Source organism: Pararhizobium sp. DWP1-1-3, assembly GCF_049896125.1.
Taxonomy (GTDB): Bacteria; Pseudomonadota; Alphaproteobacteria; order Rhizobiales; family Rhizobiaceae; genus Pararhizobium.
Window position 1 is genome coordinate 1 of sequence record NZ_JAFCTR010000007.1, and the last position, 20,883, is coordinate 20,883.

The window sequence follows — 20,883 nt, forward strand, 5'->3', positions numbered from 1 at the left end:
CGAGAGCCTCAGCGTTCCCGCCTAAACCCACAATCCGCACCAAACTTTCGTAAGAAACTTCAGAGCGAGTTCGTCGGTCGCCAGCAGCGCCGCCGCCCTCGTTGGTGAGCGGTTTATAGTCCCGGGCATCGTTCATAGTCAACAGGAATTTTGAAAAAAATGACAGTTTTTTGACAAAGGCTTGCGCCGTAAGGCTTTGCTGCATTGCGACAATCCGGATAACCCCTTGTATGGAACCGAAAACACAATGCCGCCCTCACTTCTTCACAATTGGCGCTCTAAACAGCGTCTCGCAACTGCGTTTTGATAGCTCTCCCTCTCTATAGGAGAGCCCCTTATAGAGTGATGGCCGTTCTGTTTGACTTGAAGGCATGAAAGATGCACATCTTCGCACAACATTACCCGGACCATAATAAGAAACGGCGCGTAACCAGGGACCCCGCTCGATTGGCATGATCACGGACAAGACCATGATACGGTCGCTCGGCAACGAGCCGCCGATCCTTGCGGATGGACGCAAGGCTCCCGACCGGCGCGAGATTTCCCTGCGCTGGCTTTCGGGTACGTTTCTGACCGGCATTACCTCCAGCCTTTTGATGGGCGTTGCTTTGTTTGCAGCGCTGGACGGGCGCCAGCAATTGGCCATTCCCGCCGAAGCCTATGCCGCGATGGACCCGTCCGTCCGCGGTTCGCAGCCGACAGCCGCTGCCAAGCGCGGCGACCGTATCTTAAGCCCCAGCATTGTCGCCAAGCCCTCCGACCGCACGATCATGGAAGTCTCGACCATGACCCATGATGGCGAGAAGGAGGTGGTTCGCCGCCAGCCTTTCGCGCATGTGAAGATGACGCTGGCCGCCAACCATCAGCCGGCGGAAAAATATCCCGCCTTCGATCCGCTGGCGATCTTTTCCAGCGATGAGGCGGATGCGGCCCCGCCGGTCAGCCGGACCGGGACGCTCTACGGCTCCGACGTCGAATCCGAAGTGGCGCTGAAGACGGTGGATTTCCCGCTCAAGGGCTCGACGCTCAAATTCGCACCCTCGATGTCGATGGATGAAGTCGAGGAGAATGTCCGTACCAATGGCTCGGTTCTGACCGACGGCAATACCCAGCTGGCCTCGCTGTTCTATATCGATCCGCGCCGCTTCGCCTCCGACGCCTCCGATCTCGACCTGATCCAGGGCCTGTCGGCCCGGGTGGTCGAGGAAAACATGACGGTCTCCGCCTTCGAGACGATCACCAACCAGACAACCGAATATGCCGACGACGTCATTCCGGTGCGCCGGGCAACGCCGATCGCCACCGTCCTGATCAATGCCGGTTATGGGAAAGCCCAGGCCGAGGATATCGCCGGCTATCTGCGGCCGGCCCTCGACGCCACCGATCTGCAGGAGGGCGACGTGCTTCGCATCGGCATCATCCAGAAGGGTGAGAACGAAGAGGCCAAGGTCGTACGGGCCACCGTCTATACGCGCGGTGCGCATGTCTTCACCATGGCGCTGGACGACAAGGGCAATTTCGTCAAGGCTTACGAGCCGCCGCAACTGGCAGCCGTTGCCAGCGCATTCGACGACAATGGAACCCCGGTAATCAATGCCGGGCGCGACCTGCCGCGCGTCTATGACGGCGTCTACCGCGCCGCCCTCTCCTACGGCATGAACTCGGCGATGATCGCCCAGATCATCAAGCTGCTCGCCAGCAATGTCGATTTCCAGGCGCAATTGAAACCGACCGACCGTCTCGAGGCGTTCTTCTCGGTCGCCGACAGCAGCGGCAAGGCAACCGACGATTCAGAACTGCTCTACGTCAACGCCAAGTTCGGCGATGCCGAGACGCGTTTCTACCGGTTCCAGGATCCCGACGACAATTCGATCGACTATTACAACGAGCAGGGCAAGAGCATCCGCCAGTTCCTGCTGCGCAACCCGGTTCCGAACGGTACGTTCCGCTCCGGCTTCGGCATGCGCCGCCATCCGATCCTCGGCTTTTCGCGCATGCATACCGGTGTCGATTGGGCGGCGCCCCGCGGCACGCCGATCATCGCGGCGGGCAACGGCATCGTCGAAAAGGCCGGCTGGGATTCCGGCGGTTATGGCAACCAGACGCTGATCCGCCATGCCAATGGCTATGTCTCGTCCTACAACCACCAGAGCGCCATCGCCAAAAATGTCACCGCCGGCTCGAAAGTCGTGCAGGGCCAGGTGATCGGCTGGGTCGGCACCACCGGCCTGTCGACCGGCCCGCATCTGCATTACGAGCTGATCGTCAACGGCAACCGCGTCGATCCCTTGCGCATCCGTCTGCCCGGCGGCAAGTCGCTGGACGGCCAGGCTTTGGCCCAGTTCGACAAGGAACGCGGCCGCATCGACGAATTGCTGGCCAAGGACAATGGCAGTGCCGAAGTGGCGGCGGCGCAGTAGGGTGACGCACTGCATTGGCGGATAGGCCCGGCCAGCTTGTCAATATTCGGCGGTCAGAATTCCCAAATCCGCATCAAGCTCCGCCATTGTCCCGATCGGCAGGCTGACCGGGCGTTCTCCATGCCCGATCGGCAATCCGCCCAGCACCGGGACACCCAGCACGTCCAGATGATCCCGTACGATGTCGATGATCACCTCGCCGCGGGATGGTTCTACCATCAGGAACTGCCCGACCGCCACGCCCGCAACGCCATCGAGATGACCCGCCTTCCGCAGCATGGTCAGCGCGCGATCGACCCGCCCCGGATAACAATCGACCGCTTCCAGCAACAGGATGGTTCCGGTCATGTCCGGCAGTGCCCAGCCTGCGGCCGTGACAATCAACTCAAGATTGCCCCCGGCAATCACACCTTTCGCCTTGCCTTTGGTCGTCAGTCTGGCCGTCGGTTCGTTTGGTCGCGACGGAATGGTCATACGACCCGCCTCCATCAGCATCCGCCCGAGGACGTCACGGTTTCCAAGATCGACGCCGCCATCGCCATCGCGGAAAAGCGCGCCGTGGATCCCCGCTACCCCGCATTGGCGCAAAAGCATCAGATGCAGAATGGTGATATCGCTGAAGCCGACCAGAGGTTTGGGATCAAGCCGCACGGCATCGAAATCAAGCCTGTCGGCGATCCGGTAGGCTCCCTTGCCACCGCGCGTCGCAAAAATTGCGCGAACATCCGGGTCGCGCAGCGCGGAATTGAGATCGTCGAGCCGCTCGCCGTCCGTCCCAGCCAGAAACCCATGGCGATTGAAAGCGTGCGCGCCGAAATCCACTTTAAAACCGAGCTCTTCCAGACTGCGGACGCGGGCGACGATCTCGTCACGATCCGGCGTGCTGGCCGGCGAAACGAAACGGATACGGTCGCCCGGCTTCAATTTTCCGGGCGTGACGATCGCCGGCCGAAAAGCGGCCCCGGTTTGTACGATATTGCTCATAGGTTTTCTGACTCCGCAGGTCGTGTCTGCCGCATGCTCGTCCGCTCCAACATTCGCAACCACCAGCCCATGAGATTGCGTGGACGCCGAGCATCAGGGCCGTGCCGTTCGCCGCGCTCTGTCGCCCGGTTGCCCCCGCGGGCTTCGAACCCTGTTCGACATAAACTTCCCGACGAGCGCCGGATAGACATATTCTCCGGTAATGCTGATGATTTGGCTGATCTGCACGGCTGGCGGACAAGCTATGAGCCGCAGTCAAAAAAGTTCGCTATTCGCTGTGCGACATAGCCATGGACGGCTGCGCGCACGACGCCGGGCTTGTCTTGAAAGAGTTCTGCGGCAGCCTGATCGCCAATTTCTGTTCCTTCCGGCAGGAAGGTATAGTGCCCTACTCCACCGGTGATAATTTCAAGCGCGCTGCCAGGCACATGTTTGTTGATCCATGCGCAGCAATCTGCTGGGGGAGCAACCGTGTCGGCATCTCCACCGAACAATTGGATCGGTTTGCGGATATTTTGCAGGCTATCACGGGCAAAGCCCAACACGGAACGGCCCGGCGCAATCACAGCGGCCCGCTTGATCCTCGGGTCGGCATAGTCGCGCCGCCGCCGCTGCCACGATTCCTGAAAAACCGGGTGATCTTTGAGCCGTGGTAATTCATCTATGAGATCGGGAAACTCTCTCGGACCCCGGATCGGGCTTTTAACGGGATTTTCCGGTTCAAATTGTGAATAGGCAACACGCGCGCCCATGAGAAGCATGGCTGTATAAGCTCCAGCCGAAAAACCGGCAACGCAGGCCTCATCATCGATGATGCCACCGATAGCGCTTCGCCAGGAAGGATCGTCCAAAAGTGCACTCAGATCTCTTGCACGCTCCCACAAGCATAGAAATCCTTCGGCACGATATGACTCACCATTGGTATGGCCATGATGATTGACACCCAGAACGACATGTCCGCGTTGCGCAAGCCGATAGGCTAGCCACTCCAGCGCGATCGCGCTGCTACCGCTTCCGTGCGACAATAGCACCAGGGGACATGGTTTTCCGGATGGAAGCGGTGCACCCCACGCCAATGCCTCCCTCTTGAACCATAAGGATGAAGTGGGGGTGGCAGCCGTCGCATTCTCGCCGGCGGGGTACCAAGCCGACCATACCAGCGGCCGGGAACCAGAATCATCCCAATTCCGCCTTGCGCCGTCAAAGCTGGCGCCCTCTCTGAACCCTACCAGCATCCGTTTCTCCTATCCCACCGGCTCCGTCTGCCGCATGCTCGCCCGCTCCAGCATTCGCAACCACCAGCCCATGAGAGTGGCATGGACGCCGAGCATCGGCAGGCTCTGCGGAGCCTTGGTAAAATATTCGATCATCGGCGCGACATGCAGATCGGCGAGCGTCAAGGCCGTGCCGCCAAGCCACGGGCCGCCGCCCGTCAGATCGGCAAGCGCCTTCAGGATGACCGGCGCCTTGGAAAGGGATACCGCAAGCCGTCGATCGTCGCCCGGCTCGCCACGCGCAGGCTTCGACACCTGCTCGACATACACGCCCCAGACAAGCACAGGATAGATGTATCCGTCGGCAATGCTGATGATCTGGTTGACGCGGGCACGGCTTCGCGGATCTGCGGGCTGGAGATCGGGTCCATCGAAGGCCTCATCGGCATAACGGCTGATCGCACCGGTCTCGTAGAGCTCAAATCCGTCATGCTCGAAAGCTGGAATGCGGCCGAACGGTTGCCGGGCACAATAGGAGGGCGGCGGTCCGCCCTCGGCAAAGACATCGACCGGCACCAAGTCGTAATCGACGCCCTTTTCATGAAGGGCAAGCCGGGCTGCGCGCACATAGACGCTGTAATCAGCGCCATACAATACCGGTTTTCCCATCCGACCCCCGTATCATCCAAACGACAAAGGCCGCCCCGAAGGACGGCCTTTTTCTTGAGGTCTGGTTCAGGCGGCGGCCTTTTCGCCGCCCTCGCGAAGCTTGAAGTTCAGGCGATCCGAGCCGGCAAAAGCCTTGATCGTCGAACCATCCGGGAAATTGCCCTGGAGGATCTGCTCGGCGAGCGGGTCCTGGACGTATTTCTGGATGGCCCGCTTCAGCGGACGCGCACCATAGGCCGGATCGTAGCCCCGGTCGGCGAGGAAGGCGCGTGCCTCGTCGTCGAGTTCGAGCGTGATCTTGCGATCGGTCAGCAGCTGGCGCAGGCGCGTCAGCTGGATATCGACGATCGCCCCCATCTCGCCGCGCTTCAGGCGGTGGAACAGGATGATCTCGTCGACCCGGTTGAGGAACTCCGGCCGGAAATGCCCGCGCACCACGTCCATCACCTGATCGCGCACCATGTCGCTGTCGTCGTTTTCGCCAAGCCCGACGAGATATTCCGCCCCGAGATTGGAGGTCATGATGATCATCGTGTTGCGGAAATCGACGGTGCGGCCCTGACCATCGGTCAGGCGGCCGTCATCGAGAACCTGCAGCAGCACGTTGAACACGTCCGGATGCGCCTTTTCGATCTCGTCGAACAGCACGACCTGGTAGGGCTTGCGCCGTACCGCTTCGGTCAGAGCGCCGCCTTCCTCGTAGCCGACATAGCCCGGAGGTGCACCGATCAGCCGGGAGACGGAGTGCTTCTCCATATATTCCGACATGTCCATGCGCACCAGCGCCGTATCGTCGTCAAACAGGAAGCGCGCCAAAGCCTTGGTCAGCTCCGTCTTGCCGACGCCGGTCGGGCCGAGGAAGATAAACGAACCGATCGGACGGTTTGGATCCTGCAGGCCCGCACGCGAACGGCGAACCGCACGCGACACGGCCTGAACCGCATCCCCCTGACCAACAACCCATTGCGACAGCTCGTCCTCCATGCGCAACAGCTTGTCGCGCTGGCCTTCGAGCATCTTTTCCACCGGAATACCGGTCCAGCGGGAGACGACATGGGCGATATTGTCCGGTGTCACGACTTCCTGAACCATCGGGTCGAGCGCCGACGAATCCTGGCTTTCGGAAACCTCCAGCTCCTTTTCGAGCTTCGGGATCACCCCATAGGCAAGCTCGCCAGCGCGCTGGAATTCACCCTTGCGCTGTGCAGCCGCCAGCTCGTTGCGGGCCTCTTCCAACTGCTTCTTCAAATCAGCAGCCAGACCCAGCTTAGACTTTTCCGCCTGCCAGCGCGCCGTCAGCGCATCGGCCTGCTCCTCGAGCCCGGTGAGGTCGAGTTCCAGCTTGTCCAGCCGGTCCTTCGAGGCGCGGTCGGTTTCTTTTTTCAACGCCTCGCGCTCGATCTTCAGCTGCATGATGCGGCGGTCGAGTTCGTCCAGCTCTTCCGGCTTTGAATCCACCTGCATGCGCAGCCGCGATGCGGCTTCGTCCATCAGGTCGATCGCCTTGTCGGGCAGGAACCGGTCGGTGATGTAGCGGTTCGACAGGGTCGCCGCCGCCACCAGCGCCGAATCGGAGATCCGCACCTTGTGATGCTGTTCGTACTTTTCCTTCAGTCCGCGCAGGATCGAGATCGTGTCCTCGACATTCGGCTCGTTGACCATGACAGGCTGGAACCGGCGGGCAAGCGCTGCGTCCTTTTCCACATGCTTGCGGTACTCGTCGAGCGTGGTGGCGCCGACGCAATGCAGTTCGCCGCGCGCAAGCGCAGGCTTCAGGAGGTTGGACGCATCCATCGCCCCATCCGCCTTGCCGGCCCCGACCAGCGTGTGCATCTCGTCGATGAACAGGATGATGTCGCCCGCTTCCGCCTGGACTTCGGACAGAATGGCCTTCAGCCGCTCTTCGAATTCACCGCGGAACTTTGCGCCGGCGATCAGCGAGCCCATGTCGAGCGCCATCAGCTTCTTGTCTTTCAGGCTTTCCGGCACGTCGCCGTTGATGATGCGCAAGGCGAGACCCTCGGCGATCGCCGTCTTGCCGACGCCGGGTTCACCGATCAGCACCGGGTTGTTCTTGGTGCGGCGCGACAGGACCTGGATGGTGCGGCGAATTTCATCGTCGCGGCCGATCACCGGATCAAGCTTGCCGTCGCGGGCGTCCGCCGTAAGATCCCGCGCATATTTCTTCAATGCGTCGAAGCCCGCTTCGGCATTGGCGCCATCGGCGGTGCGGCCCTTGCGGATCTCGTTGATCACCTGATTGAGCTTGGACGCCGTCAGCCCTGCCTTCGACAGGATGCCGGACGTGGCAGCGGAGGTCTCGATGATCAGCGCCTGCAGCAGCCGTTCGACGGTGACGAAGCTGTCGCCTGCCTTCTTGGCAGCCTCTTCGGCCGTGGTAAAAACCTTGGCCAGCGGCTGCGACAGCGAGATCGAGCCATTGCCGCCCGAAACCTTCGGCAGCTTGGCAATCGCAATGTCATTGGCGAGCTTTGCGTCCTTGGCGCTGGCGCCGGCCCGCTCGATCAGCGATGCCGCCATGCCCTGGTCGTCATCGAGCAGGACTTTCAGCACATGTTCGGGAACGAATTGCGGATGGCCCTCGGCCAGCGCATAGGTCTGAGCCGATTGCAGAAAACCGCGCACGCGCTCGGAGTATTTTTCGATATTCATACGTCAACCTCCGGTAATCGGTCAGCCCACACGTGGCACTGCCGACAGTTGGAATGGAGCTCCCTGAAAAGGCAAGCCCGTATTGACCGGACCCTGCATTGCACAGGACCGGCCGCTGCAGTGAATATGGGGCCGGGATTTTCGAAATTAAAGAGCGTTTGACGCCTTGGCCGCCGATTTCGCCGGGAGGCTCACAAAGCCGTCGACCGCGCCCAGTTTTCGACGCTGTCGATCATGATGTCCACATGCTCGGGATTGTCCGTGAGCTCCGCCAGTTCGGACAGACGGTGAGCCGCAGTCAGAATATCCACCCGCTGCCGGTCGATCGCACGGCCCGTCCGTGTTTCATAGGACGCGATGATCCGTTCGGTCAGATCGGCCGAAACGAAGCGCGCATAGATGAACTCCTGATGCACGGGCGCAAAGCCGGAATCGGCAAAATCGTACATGCCGGTCAATCTCTGGTTCGCGTGGTCGAACGCCATGTTCCAGCCGTGGCCATCGAAGAAGCCGTAGGTCGTGCCATAGGGATCAGGCGGCAATTGCTCGAAAGCGTCGATCGCGGCCTCGGCCTTCTGCCGGGTGTCAGCCGTCAACATGGGCAGCGACCGTTCCCGTATCGCCGCCACCGGCTGCCACGGCGCAACCGGCCCCGCCCCCGCCGCCAGCATCTTTGCCTCGTCCAGCCCCTGAAGCTCGGCATAAAACCGCCCCAGCATCTCGCCCAGCCGCTGCCGCGCGGCCTCCGGCAGGCGATCGTAATCGGCAGTGAGCAGATGCACGCCCTTCAGCTTCTCATGCACGGAAAACAGCGGCGGGCCACTGATGATGCGCAGATCGGGAACCGGCATCGAAATCTGCGGCCGGATCACGGTCAAAAGCTGCGCCTCGCGCTGCAGCGCCTTTTCGGCCACCGCATGGCGGGGAAACTTGAAGATCAGCCGGTCGTCGACATCGACGGCCACTGAATCCCATCCCGCCGTCGCCAGCTCGAAGCGCGACGGGGCAAGCTCCGGAAATATGGTGGTAATAATGCTGCGAAAATGGTCTTCGTCACATGTTTTCATAGACTTGATTATAATGGTAACAGCGATTCAGAAAACCCACCCGGTGAAGATGGCTTGCAGAATCATCGCCCCTGCCCGGCCAATCCGTTCTCCAGCCCCGCGGCCAGCACGGTCTCTGCCGGGACATTCACCCACATGGCGGCATCGATATCCCCGGCTGCGGCCAGCCAACGCCCGGCAATCTGGTATCCCAGCGTGTAACCGGCCCAGCGCGGACGCACACCCGTGCCGAAGAACCAGCCAGCGTGGTCGTAGTGAAACGCTGCAAGCTCCTCCGCGCCGGGCAGATCGGCCTGCAGTACCTCCGGCGTCACGGCGCATTCCCATGGCTCCGGTTCGCTGCCCAGCAGATGGCGCACGAACTGGCCGGCCAGTCCCTCGCTGACCAGCGCTTCACCCAATGTATAGCCATAGCCGGGTCCCGCCATGCGCATGCAATGATGCACTTCGTGCACGATCTGCCGGTGAAGGGCGCCGTCGCTGAGGCTGCGGAGGAAGTTCGGGTTGTCCATATCGACCGTCATCGAGAACATCGTGCTGCGATAGGCGCGCCCGACGAGGCCATTTCGGGGATGGTTTCGCCGGCAAGCCGCTGGACGGTTATATCGAGGCGCGGCGGCGGCATCATCGTCGAAACAGTCCGGTAAGCCTGTTCGAATGCGGCGGTTATCTCAGTGCGGTAGCCGGACAGATAGCCCGAGGCCTCCAGCCAGTGCAAAGTCCAGCCATCCATTCAAACATCCCCTTATCGATTCCGTGATGCCTGTGTCTACATCAGATCGCTGCAACAAAAAACCCGGCCGCAAAAAGCGAACCGGGTCCTTCAACATGGGCAAAAACCGCCTTGCGGCAGCTGTTCGCGGCTTATTCCGTCGTAACGGGTTCCAGCGACGGCGCATCGCCCGCCGGCTCGGCACCGCCTTCGCCGGCTGCTGCAGCTTCGTCACCACCGGCATCGCCGCGGCGCGGCTGGCGGCGTGGACGGGGAGCAGTGCGGCGGCGTGTCGGAGCGCGGCCTGTCGGTGCCTCCTCCTCCAGAGCGACCTCAACCGGTGTGCCTTCGATGATCGGCTGCGGGCCGGAGCCGTCGATGATCGGCTGCGGAGCAAGGTCCGGACGCGGCTGGGCCTGCTCCGATCGGGGCTGCTCGGTACGTTCGGGACGCGGCTGGCGCGGACGGTCCTGCTGGCGCTGGCGATCCTGGCGCGGACGCTCCTGGTCGGGCTGGCGATCCTGATCCGCCTGGCGCGGCTGATCGGCTTGACGCGGTTGGTCGGCTTGACGCGACTGTTCGGGCTGGCGCGACTGGCGCTCCTGCTGATCGGGCTGGCGCTGCTGACGCTCACCTTCCGACTGGCGCCGCTGCTGGCGCTCGGCCTGCTGGTGATGACGCTCCTGCTCGAGCTGCTGGTCCTGGCCGACGGAATTCTCGTCGTTGTCGCTCTGGTCCATATCGTCGTCGCGGTCGTTGCCGTCGCGATCCTGGAACTCGTTGCGATCGTTGAATTCGCCGCGGTCATCACGCTGGAAGCGTTCCTGCATCTGCGCCTGTGCGGCTGCAATGATGCGGTTGTAATGCTCGGCGTGCTGCAGATAGTTTTCAGCCACGACACGGTCACCGGAGCTCTGCGCGTCGCGCGCGAGCGTCGAGTATTTCTCGGCGATGTGCTGGGCAGTACCGCGGATCTTCACGTCCGGGCCGGAGCTGTCATAGGTCCGGGTCAGCGGGTTGGAACCCTTCCGGTTATGATTGTTGTTATTGTTGTTACCGCCGCCACTGTTGTTGCTGCTGGTATTGTTGTTGTTACGCCCACGGCCGCGCTTGTTCTGCTGTCCTGGCCTCATCGTTCACTCACCTGGATTCTCTTTGATATTGATGATCTTGTGGCTTCGCGGCTTGCCAGGAATTCCGTCTCGACGGATTCCGTATCAAGCAGACACGCGCCGCGACCCAACCGCCTTTTGACGGTACCGTCGCTGGTTAAAGTCAAATTAACAGGTACCCGCACCAGGCACTGTCGAACCTTAGCAACTCTTTTTTGAGAGTAATCCCTGCGGCAAGGTTTGACCGGAACGAATCTCTGATCTTTGACCTTCTGCCCAGTGCGTGAGAGGAACCTAGCCCGCTTCCCGTGCGATTCCAAGCTTTTTCTTCGCGGTTTCGAAAAAGAACATTGCGATATCCGCCGGTTTACAGGGGTTACCGCCCGAAAGCGAAAAGGATGGCGCGGTCGTTTCCGCCAAGGTCCTTCACCCGGTCGATCACCCGGAAGCCCTCGCCCTCGAAAAGCCCACCGACCACCTGTAGCTGGTCGTAGCCGATTTCGACACCGACAATGCCGTCCTCTGCCAAATGGCGCGCTGCATGGGCAGCGATGGTGCGATAGGCATCCAGACCATCAGCACCGCCATCAAGCGCAAGCGCCGGATCATGATCGCGCACTTCGGGCGCCAGCGATGCCACCACGTCCGTGCGAATATAGGGCGGATTTGACACGATGATGTCGAACTTGCCGACGATGCCGGAAAACCAGTCGCTTTCCACGCCGGCAAAACGCCCGCTCAAACCGTTGCGTTCAGCATTGGCCTTCGCCATTTCGACGGCACCGGCCGACAGGTCGGATCCAATCCCTGTTGCTTGCGGAACGGCGCTCAACAGCGCCAGGCAGATCGCCCCGGTTCCGGTACCAAGATCGATCAGGTGGCAGCTGCCCTTCTCAGTCACGAATTTCTGCGCGAAGGGAATGAGCCCCTCGACGATCATCTCCGAATCCGGCCGAGGCTCCAGCGTGTCCTCCGACATGCCGAGCGTCAGGCCATAAAACTCGCGCTGACCGAGAATGCGGTGAACCGGCTCATGCGCCGCCCGCCTTTCAATCGCCGCGCGAATGCGCTCTGCGTCCTTGTCCGAAACGATCTCGCCGCCGCGCGTCATGAACGCCACTGCCGGCAGATCGAGCAGGCCGGATATCAGCACGCGCGCATCGAGCGCCGCTTCGCCGATATGGGCCTGCAGAAAGCGGGCCCTGGCCTCGGCAAACAGGCTGTCGAGCGTATCGGTCATCCCTTGACCTCGCCCAGCTGTGCCAGCTGATCGGCCTGGTAGTCGGCGAGCAGCGCATCGACGACCTCGTCGATCTCGCCCATCATCATCCGGTCGATCTTGTAGAGCGTCAGGTTGATGCGGTGATCGGTGACGCGCCCCTGCGGAAAATTATAGGTGCGGATGCGTTCCGAGCGATCGCCCGAACCGACCTGGCTCTTGCGCGAAGCCGATCTCTCGCTGTCGGCCTTCTGCCGCTCCATGTCGTAGAGCCGCGAGCGCAGCACCTGCATCGCCTTGGCGCGGTTCTGGTGCTGCGATTTTTCGGACGAGGTGACGACGATGCCGGACGGCATATGGGTGATGCGAACAGCCGAGTCCGTCGTGTTGACGTGCTGGCCGCCGGCACCCGACGAGCGCATCGTGTCGATGCGGATGTCTTCCTGGCGGATTTCGATATCGATATCCTCGGCTTCCGGCAGAACCGCGACGGTCGCCGCCGACGTGTGGATGCGCCCCTGCGTTTCCGTGTCAGGCACACGCTGCACCCGGTGCACGCCGGATTCGAATTTCAGCTTGGAAAACACCCCGCGCCCGGTCACCGTGGCGATGATTTCCTTGAAACCGCCGGCATCGCCGTCGCTGGCCGAGAGCACCTCGACCTTCCAGCCCTTGCCCGCCGCATAACGCTCGTACATCCGGAAGAGATCGCCGGCAAAAAGCGCTGCCTCCGAACCGCCGGTACCCGCGCGGATTTCAAGGATGGCGCTCTTTTCGTCGGCCGCATCCTTCGGCAGAAGCAGGATCTGCATTTCCTGCTCGAGCTTTTCGATGCGCTCCTCGATCTCCGGCTTTTCCATGTCGGCGAGATCGCGCATCTCGCGGTCGGTATCCTTGGCGGTCAAAAGCATGTTGACGTCGGCAAGCTCGGCCTGTGCCTTCTCATACAGCCTGATCTTCGTCACCACCGGCTGCAGCTCGGAATATTCCGACGCCAGCTTCACATAGACGTCCGCCGCCGGCCCCTCGGCCATGCGCGCCTCGATCTCGGAAAACCGGCGCTCCAGCTCGCGCATCTTTTCAACAGGTAAGGTTGCCAATGTGTACTCCGTGGGTGCCGACCGCTTCACGCGTTCGTCCGTCATTCTGTCCGAAATTGGGGAGGCTTGCCCCCCTCTGTCACCAAGGTGACATCTCCCCCTCAAGGGGGGAGATCATTCTTTTCCCTTATCTACAGCAAAGTCAGGGGCGCACAATCATAACGGCCAATCTCCCCCCTTGAGGGGGAGATGTCACGGAGTGACAGAGGGGGGTAAGCCTCCAGGAACTCTGGCTGCACCGCCGCTACAACGGAACCCCAGTCTCCGCCGCGAACGCCACCAGCATTTCGCGCACCGGTATCTGGCTCCGCTTGTCGTCGAGTGCCGCGTGCAGCATTGTCGATAGCTTGTCGATATCGAGCGCCAAAAGCATCGCCTTGACCGGCCCGACCGCCGTCGGCGACATCGAGACCGAGCGATAGCCGATGCCGAGCAGCGCCATCGCCGACAGCGGCTTGCTCGCCATCTCGCCGCACAGCGTCACCGACGTCTCGTTGCGGTCGCCCGCCCGGACGATATCGCGCAGGATGCGCAGGAACGGCCGGCCGAGCACGTCGAAGCGGTCGGACACCCGCGCATTGCCGCGATCGACCGCCATGGCGAACTGGAACAGGTCGTTGGAGCCGACCGAGACGAAATCCACCTCGTCCATCAGTTCGTCCAGCTGCCAGAGCAGCGCCGGCACTTCCAGCATGGCGCCGAACTGCAGCTTGCGCGGCAATTGCTCGCCGATTTTCGATTGCCGCTGGATTTCCTTTTGCAACAACTCGCGCACCGTGCGCAGCTCGGAGACCTCGGTCACCATCGGCAGCATGATGCGCAGTTCCTGGCCGGCGGAAGCCCGCAGCATGGCGCGCAGCTGTGTTCTCAGCAGGCCCGGCCGGTCGAGCGACAGGCGGATCGCCCGCCAGCCGAGCGCCGGGTTTTCCTCTTCCGCAGCGCGGAAATAGGGCACGACCTTGTCGCCGCCGATATCGAGCGTGCGGAACGTCACCGGCTTGCCGGCCGCCTGTTTCATGACGTTGCGGTAGAACAGTTCCTGCTCTTCCATCTTCGGCATGGTCGATGCGATCATGAACTGCAGCTCGGTGCGGAACAGGCCGATGCCCTCGGCGCCGGATTCCACCAGCTGCGGCAGATCGACCAGAAGGCCGGCATTCATCTGCAGCTTGATCCGCTTGCCGTCCAGGGTGACCGGCTCGACGCCGCGCAGCGCCTTGAACTGCTCCTGCTTGCGCGCCCGCAGCCGTACCTTTTCCTCATACGCCCGCTGCAGATCGGCCATCGGCCGCAAATGCACCTTGGCATCGTCGCCATCGACGATGATCGGATCGCCATTTTCCGCAAGCGCCACCACGCCCGCAGCCTGGCCGACCACCGAAATGCCCATGGCCCGCGCAACGATCACCACATGGCTGGTCACCGCACCGTCCTCGAGCACGAGGCCGCGCACGTTTTCACGCGGATAATCCAGCAGCTCGGCCGCCCCCATCGCACGGGCGACCACGATCGCGTCGGTGGGAAAATTCGTCGCCGACATCTTTGCGCCGTACCCGGTCAGCTGCCTGAGCAGCCGGTTGGCCAGATCGTCGAAATCATGCATGCGCTCGCGCAGATACGGATCCGTCAGCCGGATCATCCGCGCCTTGGTTTCGCTCTGCACCCGCTCGACCGCCGCTTCCGCCGTCAAACCGTTGCGGATCGCCTCTTCGAGCTTGCGCACCCAGCCGCGGTCATGCGCAAACATCCGGTAGGCTTCGAGAACCGCCCGGTGTTCGCCTTCCATGGAAACGTCGCGGCGCGACAGCATGTCGTCGATCGAGATGCGCAAGCTACCCAGCGCTTCGGCCAGCCGGCCGAGCTCATGATCGGTATCGTCGTTTAAAAGGTTGGTCACGACGATGCGCGGCTCGTGCAGCACGACGTAACCCAGCCCGATGCCGTCGTTGAAGCTCGAACCGTCGATCGTCACGGGCCGCGACAGGTCGAGTTCCAGCCCCGGGCGGGTCAGCTTCTTCAGCTCGCCGGTCGCCACCATTTCGGCCAGCACCATTGCCGTTGTTTCCATCGCCTCGACCTCGTCGTCGCGATAGGTGCGGCTGGCCTTGTTCTGCACGACGAGAACGCCGAGCGAGCGGCCGGTGCGCAGGATCGGCACGCCCAGGAACGAATGATAGATTTCTTCGCCGGTCTCCGGCAGGTAGGTGAAGGCCGGATGCGCCTGCGCGTCGGAAAGATTGAGCGGCCGTGCCGAGGCCGCGATGGTGCCGACGAGGCCCTGCCCCATCTTCAATTGCGCCAGATGCACGGCGTCCTTGTTCAGGCCTTCGGTGGCGTAGAGTTCGAGCACCCCGTCTGAGCGCAGCACATAGACCGAGCACACTTCTGCGACCATGTTCTGCGCAATCTGGCGAACAATCTGGTCAAGGCGATCCTGCGGCTCGAGCGGTTCCGCCATCAGTTCGCGCAACCGCCTGAGGAGGACGCGTGGACCCGCAGAGAGGTCTCTCATCGCGCAACGTCTCCCGAATAAAAGTCAACAACTGCAAGCGGTAATTTGTTCCGGCTTATAGAAGCGAAAACGCCGTCACCACCGTCCGCTTTAACTCTTATCCAGACCGTAGACGGAATGCAAAGTGCGAACGGCCAATTCGGCATAAGCACCATCGATCAGGATGGAAATCTTGATTTCCGAGGTGGTGATTGCCTTGATGTTGATGCCTTTTTCGGCAAGTGCGCGGAAAGCGGACGCAGCCACGCCCGCATGGCTGCGCATGCCGATGCCGATGACCGAGACTTTGACCAGGCCTGATTCGTTCTGGATGACGTCGAAGCCGATCTTGTCCCTCGAATCGTTGAGCACCTTCAAGGCCTTGTCGACGTCGGTGGAGGGCACCGTGAACGTCATGTCGGTCTTGGAACCGTCCTCGGAAATGTTCTGGACGATCATGTCGACATTGATATGACTTTCGGCCAGGGGGCCGAAGATGGCGGCGGATACGCCGGGCCGGTCGGCCAGGCGCCGCAGCGAAATCTGCGCTTCATCCTTGGCATAGGCGATGCCGGTGACGACTTCCTGTTCCAAAATCTCATCCTCATCACAAATCAGCGTACCGGGCGGGTTCAGAAAATCGCCCATGCCCGGCGCATCGGGGTCTACGAAACTGGAGCGCACGAAGGTGCGAACCTTGAATACCATGGCAAGCTCGACCGAGCGAACCTGCAGGACCTTGGCGCCGAGCGACGCCATTTCCAGCATTTCCTCAAACGCGATCTTCTTCAGGCGCTTGGCCTTCGGCTCGATGCGCGGGTCGGTGGTGTAGACGCCGTCGACATCGGTATAGATATCGCAACGGTCGGCCTTGACCGCAGCGGCGATCGCGACTGCCGACGTGTCGGACCCGCCGCGGCCGAGCGTGGCGATCCGGTTGTCGGGTCCAAGCCCCTGGAAGCCGGCAATGACCGCCACCTGGCCCTCGCCGAAACGGCGGATCAGTTCGGTGCCGTCGATTTCCATGATGCGCGCCGCGCCATGGGCGTTGTCGGTCCTGATCGGGATCTGCCAGCCCTGCCAGGAGCGGGCGTTGATGCCGATATTCTGCAGCGCCAGCGCTAGGAGACCGGAGGTCACCTGCTCGCCGGAGGCAACGACAGAATCGTATTCGCGCGCATCGTGCATCGGCGAGGCATCGCGTGTCCAGGCAACCAGTTCGTTGGTCTTGCCGGACATCGCCGATACCACCACCGCAACCTCGTGGCCGGCATCGACTTCACGTTTCACATGGCGGGCCACATTCCTGATGCGATCCATATCCGCGACGGACGTGCCGCCGAATTTCATCACGATGCGTGCCATGTGCCTCTACCGGTCGAAAATGCTGCGCGCAAACCCGCGCCCGTGTCGTCTCAAGTCGCCGGTCTCTTAGCGAAATTGCCGGCGCGGTGCAATGGAGAAGGATGCGGGTTATTGCAGCATTCTTCTTTGCGTCCGGAAGCAGCCACTGCAGTGTACTGATATTGCCATACAACCAGAAACCGCATAAACACGCCAGCTCCTGACGCTGTTTTGGCCGCTTCCATCAACAATATCGCCTAGCCCATGTCGACACACAAACAACACACATCGCGACGCGCCAAATCAACAAAGCTAGCCAACCTGAGAATTGGGCTCACTGTCGGCTGGTTTTTGCTTGGTTTATTACCATTGCTACTGCCAATTTTCAGACTCCAGTACTTACCGGCTGTGGACTGGGTTAACCAGGCGACGGGAGCCGCATTAAGCGCTGCAGTAGTTTCGGCAGCCATATACATGAGTATCGCTGTCGTCCGAGCGAAAACCAAAGAAACTGGAATTGGGGAGGCGCGAAAGGCGCTGGCGGTGGTTGTTTCGCCGGTATTTGGATTTTTCATCAGCTATTCGGCAGTCATGGCGGGCGGCCCGGCGATCATTACGCTGGTCGCCGGCCACAACGTCGAGCACATCTACACTGTTTCGGGTGTGCAGACGGGAAGATCAAGCAAATGCGGAAATTCCGTCACAATGGATCAGTTGCCAATTGTCGCCCAAACGCTGTGTTACATCTCCGACGAAGTGCGGAAAACTCTTCATCCCGGCGTACAAATCGCGATTACCGGGCGAGGCACACGATTTGGTGTCTTTGCAAGACAACTGCGGCGGATTGATTAGCTCCGTTTCAAGGTCAGCATGCTCTCCCGACTGCCGGAAAACTATTCAGGCGGCATCTGGACCAACGAGATAGAGATGGTCGCCAAGGAACGTCGCAACCACGGCCGGTAGCGCCGCCGCGCCGCTGTTTCAAACCTTCAGATTGGCAGAACAATGCCACTGTCATAGACCTGTCATGAAGACCTGCTCCTGTGCCGGCGACCAACGGGGATGTGTGACCAATGATCGACCAACTCGACCGCATCAAGGCGGAAATCGCCGACAGCTTTGACGAAGAGCTGGAAATGCAGATGGAAGAAGACCGGCTCGACGAGCTGGTCGCCGAGGGCATGTCGGGGCCGGCCGAGCCCACGCTCGAGCGCAAGACCTATTTCCGCGAGCTGTTCCGCCTGCAACATGAGTTGGTGCGCCTGCAGGATTGGGTTCAATACAAGAAGCTCAAGGTCGTCGTGCTGTTCGAAGGCCGCGACAGTGCCGGCAAGGGCGGCGCCATCAAGCGCGTCACCCAGCGGCTCAATCCGCGCGTCTGCCGGGTCGTCGCCCTGCCTGCACCGACCGAGCGCGAAAAGAACCAATGGTATTTCCAGCGCTACGTGTCGCAACTACCGACGGCGGGCGAAATGGTGCTGTTCGACCGCTCCTGGTACAACCGTGCCGGCGTCGAGCGCGTCATGGGCTTTTGCACGCCGGAGGAACTCGATGAATTCTTCCGCACCGTTCCGGAATTCGAACGCATGCTGGTGCGCTCCGGCATCATCCTGATCAAGTACTGGTTCTCGATCACCAACGAGGAGCAGGAGTTCCGCTTCCAGATGCGCATCCACGATCCGCTGAAACAGTGGAAACTGTCGCCGATGGACATGGAAAGCCGCATTCACTGGGAGGATTACACCAAGGCCAAGGAAGAGATGCTGGCGAAAACCCACATCGAGGAAGCACCGTGGTGGGTCGTCCAGGCGGTCGACAAGAAGAAGGCCCGCCTCAACTGCATCGCCCATCTGCTCGCCCAGATCCCCTACGAGGACGTCCCCAAACCCGACCTCGTCCTGCCCGACCGCGTCCGCAACGACGACTACCAGCGCCACCCGGTTCCACCGGAACTGTATGTGCCGGAAGTGTATTGATTGGGAGTAATGGCCCGGCTGGAATGGGCTGGGTTTGAACTGATGAAAAGGGCCTCCCCGGCTTTGATGGGTTCATTGGGGGCATCAAGCGGCATCCCAAACCTCCGTCATTCCTGTGCCCGTCACAGGAATCTAGCCACGGCGCGTCGGCGCCGTGAAAAGAGTCCTTCGCTCACGGACGTGAGCGGACTGGATCCCCGCCACAAGGGCGAGGATGACGGAAAATGAGGTATCCGCTTCGGCAAATTGCCCCTTTGGGAGCTTCGCCGTCAGGGCGCTCCCGCAAAAGCCGCTAGGCTTCAGTCACCGCCCCACGCTGGGTGTTGTGGCTTCAGTTCACGCCTCTTTTGCTTGTAAACGGCACTCCACCTCCCGTCATCCTCGCCCTTGTGGCGGGGGTCCAGTGACCCCACGTCCGTCGGGTCAAAAGACTCTTCACGCCAAAGGAGAAGCCGTTCTCTCGCCGCGCAGACGCGCGGCGGCTGGATCCCCGCCACGAGGGCGAGGATGACGGAGAGGAACAATCGCGAGAAACCAACCCAAAGCCCCGTGTCAGCCCACTTCTCTCAACCCACAGCCCCCGCATTCCTCGCCACAACCGCCAGATACGCCGCCCGCAGCTCCGCAAACACCGATCGCGCCGGCGCCGGCGCATCCAGATGCAGCGCCCGCAATTCCTCCATGAAATCAGTCCACACCGCCGGTCCGCCCTCTTCCAGCAGTTCCGCGCGGATCGACAATTCCTCGGAGGCCCGCGTGTGCCGCCTGCCCCAGGCGCCCATCTGCGCCAAAAGCGGCACCAGCTGGATCGAGGGTTCGGTCAGGCTGTAGATGCCCTTCTGTTTATGACTCGGATCGTCGCGGCGCGACAACAGCCCGCTTTCGGTCAGCCGCTTCAGCCGGTCGGCCAGGATGTTCGAGGCGATCCCCTCCTCCGACTGGGTCAAAAGCTCGCGAAAATGCCGCCGGTTGCCGAACATCAGGTCTCGGATGATGATCAGGCTCCAGCGGTCGCCGAGCATTTCCAGGGTCAGGTTGATCGGGCATCCCGATCGTTGTGCAGTATCCACGGTGCATCCTCGTTAAAACCGCTTGCAATATAAGATCGGTCACCGTACAAAACAACCAGTTGCAGATTGAAATCAGTTATTGGAGGATATGATGAAACCGCAGCTTTTCGCCCACCCGTTCTCGTCCTACTGCCAAAAAGTGCTCGTGGCGATCTACGAGAATGGCACCGACTTCGACTATCGCATGCTCAGCCCCGAGGAGACCGGCACGGTCGAGGAGTGGCAGTCGATCTGGCCGATCAAGCGCTTTCCGGTGCTGAAGGACGGCGAAAACGCGGTGATGGAGGCGACCATCATCATCGAATATCTGATGTTGAACTATCCCGGCAGCGTCCGCCTGATCCCCGAAGACCCGAAAGCGGCGCTGCGCACCCGGATGATGGACCGCTTCTTCGACAATTACATCATGACGCCGATGCAGAAAGTGGTGTTCAACCAGATCCGTCCGGAGACTGAGCGCGACCCCTATGGGGTCACCGAGGCCAAGGCCATGCTGGACGATGCCTATGGCTGGCTCGACGGCGTCGTCGCCGAGACCGGATGGGCGGCCGGCGACACGTTCAGCCTTGCCGATTGCGCCGCCTGCCCGTCGCTGTTCTATGCCGACTGGGTGCATCCGATTGCCGAGCAATTCCCCAATGTCCGCGCCTACCGCGCCCGCCTCCTCGCCCGCCCCTCCTTCGCCCGCGCCATCGACGAAGGCCGCCCCTACCGGTCATTCTTTCCGCTCGGCGCGCCGGACAGGGATTGAGAGGTACTGCTTTTTCTCTTCTCCCCCACGGGGAGAAGTGCCGAGCGCATGCGAGGCGATGAGGGGGGCTCTCCGCAAGTT

18 protein-coding genes are annotated in these 20,883 nt (G+C 61.4%); 4 read left to right on the forward strand and 14 right to left on the reverse strand.

Features of this window, described 5'->3' with window-relative positions:
• The coding region (locus ACP7BS_RS15530) for a hypothetical protein (protein ID WP_426238835.1) at positions 1–205 on the reverse strand (205 nt) is incomplete at its 3' end.
• 247 nt (positions 206–452) lie between these two features.
• On the opposite strand from ACP7BS_RS15530, the gene ACP7BS_RS15535 reads away from it, so the two are divergent.
• A complete protein-coding gene (locus tag ACP7BS_RS15535; RefSeq protein WP_426238836.1) occupies positions 453–2,420 on the forward strand; it encodes a M23 family metallopeptidase in 1,968 nt (655 codons plus the stop codon).
• 39 nt (positions 2,421–2,459) lie between these two features.
• On the opposite strand, the gene ACP7BS_RS15540 is transcribed toward ACP7BS_RS15535, so the two are convergent.
• From ACP7BS_RS15540 to ACP7BS_RS15595, 12 genes are all read right to left on the reverse strand, one after another.
• Complete coding sequence (locus ACP7BS_RS15540) at positions 2,460–3,404, reverse strand: S66 peptidase family protein (protein WP_426238837.1); 945 nt, start codon at positions 3,402–3,404, stop codon at positions 2,460–2,462.
• Positions 3,405–3,646: 242 nt separating this feature from the next.
• Positions 3,647–4,639, reverse strand: a complete 993-nt coding sequence (locus ACP7BS_RS15545; RefSeq protein ID WP_426238838.1) for an alpha/beta hydrolase family protein — start codon at positions 4,637–4,639, stop codon at positions 3,647–3,649.
• 9 nt (positions 4,640–4,648) lie between these two features.
• Complete coding sequence (locus ACP7BS_RS15550) at positions 4,649–5,287, reverse strand: glutathione S-transferase family protein (RefSeq protein ID WP_426238839.1); 639 nt, start codon at positions 5,285–5,287, stop codon at positions 4,649–4,651.
• A gap of 66 nt (positions 5,288–5,353) precedes the next feature.
• Complete coding sequence (gene clpB, locus ACP7BS_RS15555; RefSeq protein WP_426229467.1) at positions 5,354–7,960, reverse strand: ATP-dependent chaperone ClpB; 2,607 nt, start codon at positions 7,958–7,960, stop codon at positions 5,354–5,356.
• 191 nt (positions 7,961–8,151) lie between these two features.
• The gene (locus ACP7BS_RS15560) at positions 8,152–9,027 is read right to left on the reverse strand and encodes a phosphotransferase family protein (RefSeq protein WP_426238840.1); all 876 of its coding nucleotides are present in this window, start codon (positions 9,025–9,027) and stop codon (positions 8,152–8,154) included.
• Positions 9,028–9,089: 62 nt separating this feature from the next.
• Entirely contained in the window at positions 9,090–9,551 is a 462-nt protein-coding gene (locus tag ACP7BS_RS15565) for a DUF2268 domain-containing putative Zn-dependent protease (RefSeq protein WP_426238841.1), read from the reverse strand.
• Positions 9,548–9,760 (reverse strand): hypothetical protein, encoded by a 213-nt coding sequence (locus tag ACP7BS_RS15570; protein ID WP_426238842.1) that lies wholly within the window; start codon positions 9,758–9,760, stop codon positions 9,548–9,550. The genes ACP7BS_RS15565 and ACP7BS_RS15570 overlap by 4 nt, the downstream gene beginning before the upstream one ends.
• A gap of 131 nt (positions 9,761–9,891) precedes the next feature.
• Positions 9,892–10,872: a DUF4167 domain-containing protein gene (locus ACP7BS_RS15575; RefSeq protein WP_426238843.1), complete on the reverse strand. Its 981-nt coding sequence runs from the start codon at positions 10,870–10,872 to the stop codon at positions 9,892–9,894.
• A gap of 355 nt (positions 10,873–11,227) precedes the next feature.
• The gene (prmC, locus tag ACP7BS_RS15580; RefSeq protein ID WP_426238844.1) at positions 11,228–12,091 is read right to left on the reverse strand and encodes a peptide chain release factor N(5)-glutamine methyltransferase; all 864 of its coding nucleotides are present in this window, start codon (positions 12,089–12,091) and stop codon (positions 11,228–11,230) included.
• Positions 12,088–13,170 carry a peptide chain release factor 1 gene (gene prfA, locus ACP7BS_RS15585; protein ID WP_426238845.1) on the reverse strand — a complete coding sequence of 361 codons (1,083 nt, stop codon included), beginning with the start codon at positions 13,168–13,170 and terminating at the stop codon, positions 12,088–12,090. Before prfA ends, prmC begins: the two co-directional genes overlap by 4 nt.
• A 244-nt stretch (positions 13,171–13,414) precedes the next feature.
• Positions 13,415–15,682, reverse strand: coding sequence for a phosphoenolpyruvate--protein phosphotransferase (gene ptsP, locus ACP7BS_RS15590; RefSeq protein ID WP_426238846.1), 2,268 nt, complete (start codon positions 15,680–15,682; stop codon positions 13,415–13,417).
• A gap of 90 nt (positions 15,683–15,772) precedes the next feature.
• Positions 15,773–17,026, reverse strand: a complete 1,254-nt coding sequence (locus ACP7BS_RS15595; protein ID WP_426229476.1) for an aspartate kinase — start codon at positions 17,024–17,026, stop codon at positions 15,773–15,775.
• A 453-nt stretch (positions 17,027–17,479) separates the two neighbouring features.
• Between ACP7BS_RS15595 and ACP7BS_RS15600 the strand changes: the two genes are divergently transcribed.
• Together ACP7BS_RS15600 and ppk2 are read left to right on the forward strand one after the other, a co-directional pair.
• Positions 17,480–17,857, forward strand: coding sequence for a hypothetical protein (locus tag ACP7BS_RS15600; RefSeq protein ID WP_426238847.1), 378 nt, complete (start codon positions 17,480–17,482; stop codon positions 17,855–17,857).
• Positions 17,858–18,078: 221 nt separating this feature from the next.
• Complete coding sequence (gene ppk2, locus ACP7BS_RS15605; protein ID WP_426229478.1) at positions 18,079–18,981, forward strand: polyphosphate kinase 2; 903 nt, start codon at positions 18,079–18,081, stop codon at positions 18,979–18,981.
• Positions 18,982–19,547: 566 nt separating this feature from the next.
• On the opposite strand, the gene ACP7BS_RS15610 is transcribed toward ppk2, so the two are convergent.
• Positions 19,548–20,051: a winged helix-turn-helix transcriptional regulator gene (locus ACP7BS_RS15610; RefSeq protein WP_426238848.1), complete on the reverse strand. Its 504-nt coding sequence runs from the start codon at positions 20,049–20,051 to the stop codon at positions 19,548–19,550.
• A 91-nt stretch (positions 20,052–20,142) separates the two neighbouring features.
• Between ACP7BS_RS15610 and ACP7BS_RS15615 the strand changes: the two genes are divergently transcribed.
• Complete coding sequence (locus ACP7BS_RS15615) at positions 20,143–20,802, forward strand: glutathione S-transferase family protein (protein ID WP_426238849.1); 660 nt, start codon at positions 20,143–20,145, stop codon at positions 20,800–20,802.
• Positions 20,803–20,883 lie beyond the last annotated feature (81 nt).

Excerpts from the sequence above, each read along its gene's own strand:
- ACP7BS_RS15535 (WP_426238836.1), top strand. The coding sequence starts at position 453 with ATGATCACGGACAAGACCATGATACGGTCGCTCGGCAACGAGCCGCCG.
- ACP7BS_RS15540 (WP_426238837.1), bottom strand. The coding sequence starts at position 3,404 with ATGAGCAATATCGTACAAACCGGGGCCGCTTTTCGGCCGGCGATCGTC.
- ACP7BS_RS15545 (WP_426238838.1), bottom strand. The coding sequence starts at position 4,639 with ATGCTGGTAGGGTTCAGAGAGGGCGCCAGCTTTGACGGCGCAAGGCGG.
- ACP7BS_RS15550 (WP_426238839.1), bottom strand. The coding sequence starts at position 5,287 with ATGGGAAAACCGGTATTGTATGGCGCTGATTACAGCGTCTATGTGCGC.
- clpB (WP_426229467.1), bottom strand. The coding sequence starts at position 7,960 with ATGAATATCGAAAAATACTCCGAGCGCGTGCGCGGTTTTCTGCAATCG.
- ACP7BS_RS15560 (WP_426238840.1), bottom strand. The coding sequence starts at position 9,027 with ATGAAAACATGTGACGAAGACCATTTTCGCAGCATTATTACCACCATA.
- ACP7BS_RS15565 (WP_426238841.1), bottom strand. The coding sequence starts at position 9,551 with ATGACGGTCGATATGGACAACCCGAACTTCCTCCGCAGCCTCAGCGAC.
- ACP7BS_RS15570 (WP_426238842.1), bottom strand. The coding sequence starts at position 9,760 with ATGGATGGCTGGACTTTGCACTGGCTGGAGGCCTCGGGCTATCTGTCC.
- ACP7BS_RS15575 (WP_426238843.1), bottom strand. The coding sequence starts at position 10,872 with ATGAGGCCAGGACAGCAGAACAAGCGCGGCCGTGGGCGTAACAACAAC.
- prmC (WP_426238844.1), bottom strand. The coding sequence starts at position 12,091 with ATGACCGATACGCTCGACAGCCTGTTTGCCGAGGCCAGGGCCCGCTTT.
- ptsP (WP_426238846.1), bottom strand. The coding sequence starts at position 15,682 with ATGAGAGACCTCTCTGCGGGTCCACGCGTCCTCCTCAGGCGGTTGCGC.
- ACP7BS_RS15595 (WP_426229476.1), bottom strand. The coding sequence starts at position 17,026 with ATGGCACGCATCGTGATGAAATTCGGCGGCACGTCCGTCGCGGATATG.
- ACP7BS_RS15600 (WP_426238847.1), top strand. The coding sequence starts at position 17,480 with ATGAGTATCGCTGTCGTCCGAGCGAAAACCAAAGAAACTGGAATTGGG.
- ppk2 (WP_426229478.1), top strand. The coding sequence starts at position 18,079 with ATGATCGACCAACTCGACCGCATCAAGGCGGAAATCGCCGACAGCTTT.
- ACP7BS_RS15615 (WP_426238849.1), top strand. The coding sequence starts at position 20,143 with ATGAAACCGCAGCTTTTCGCCCACCCGTTCTCGTCCTACTGCCAAAAA.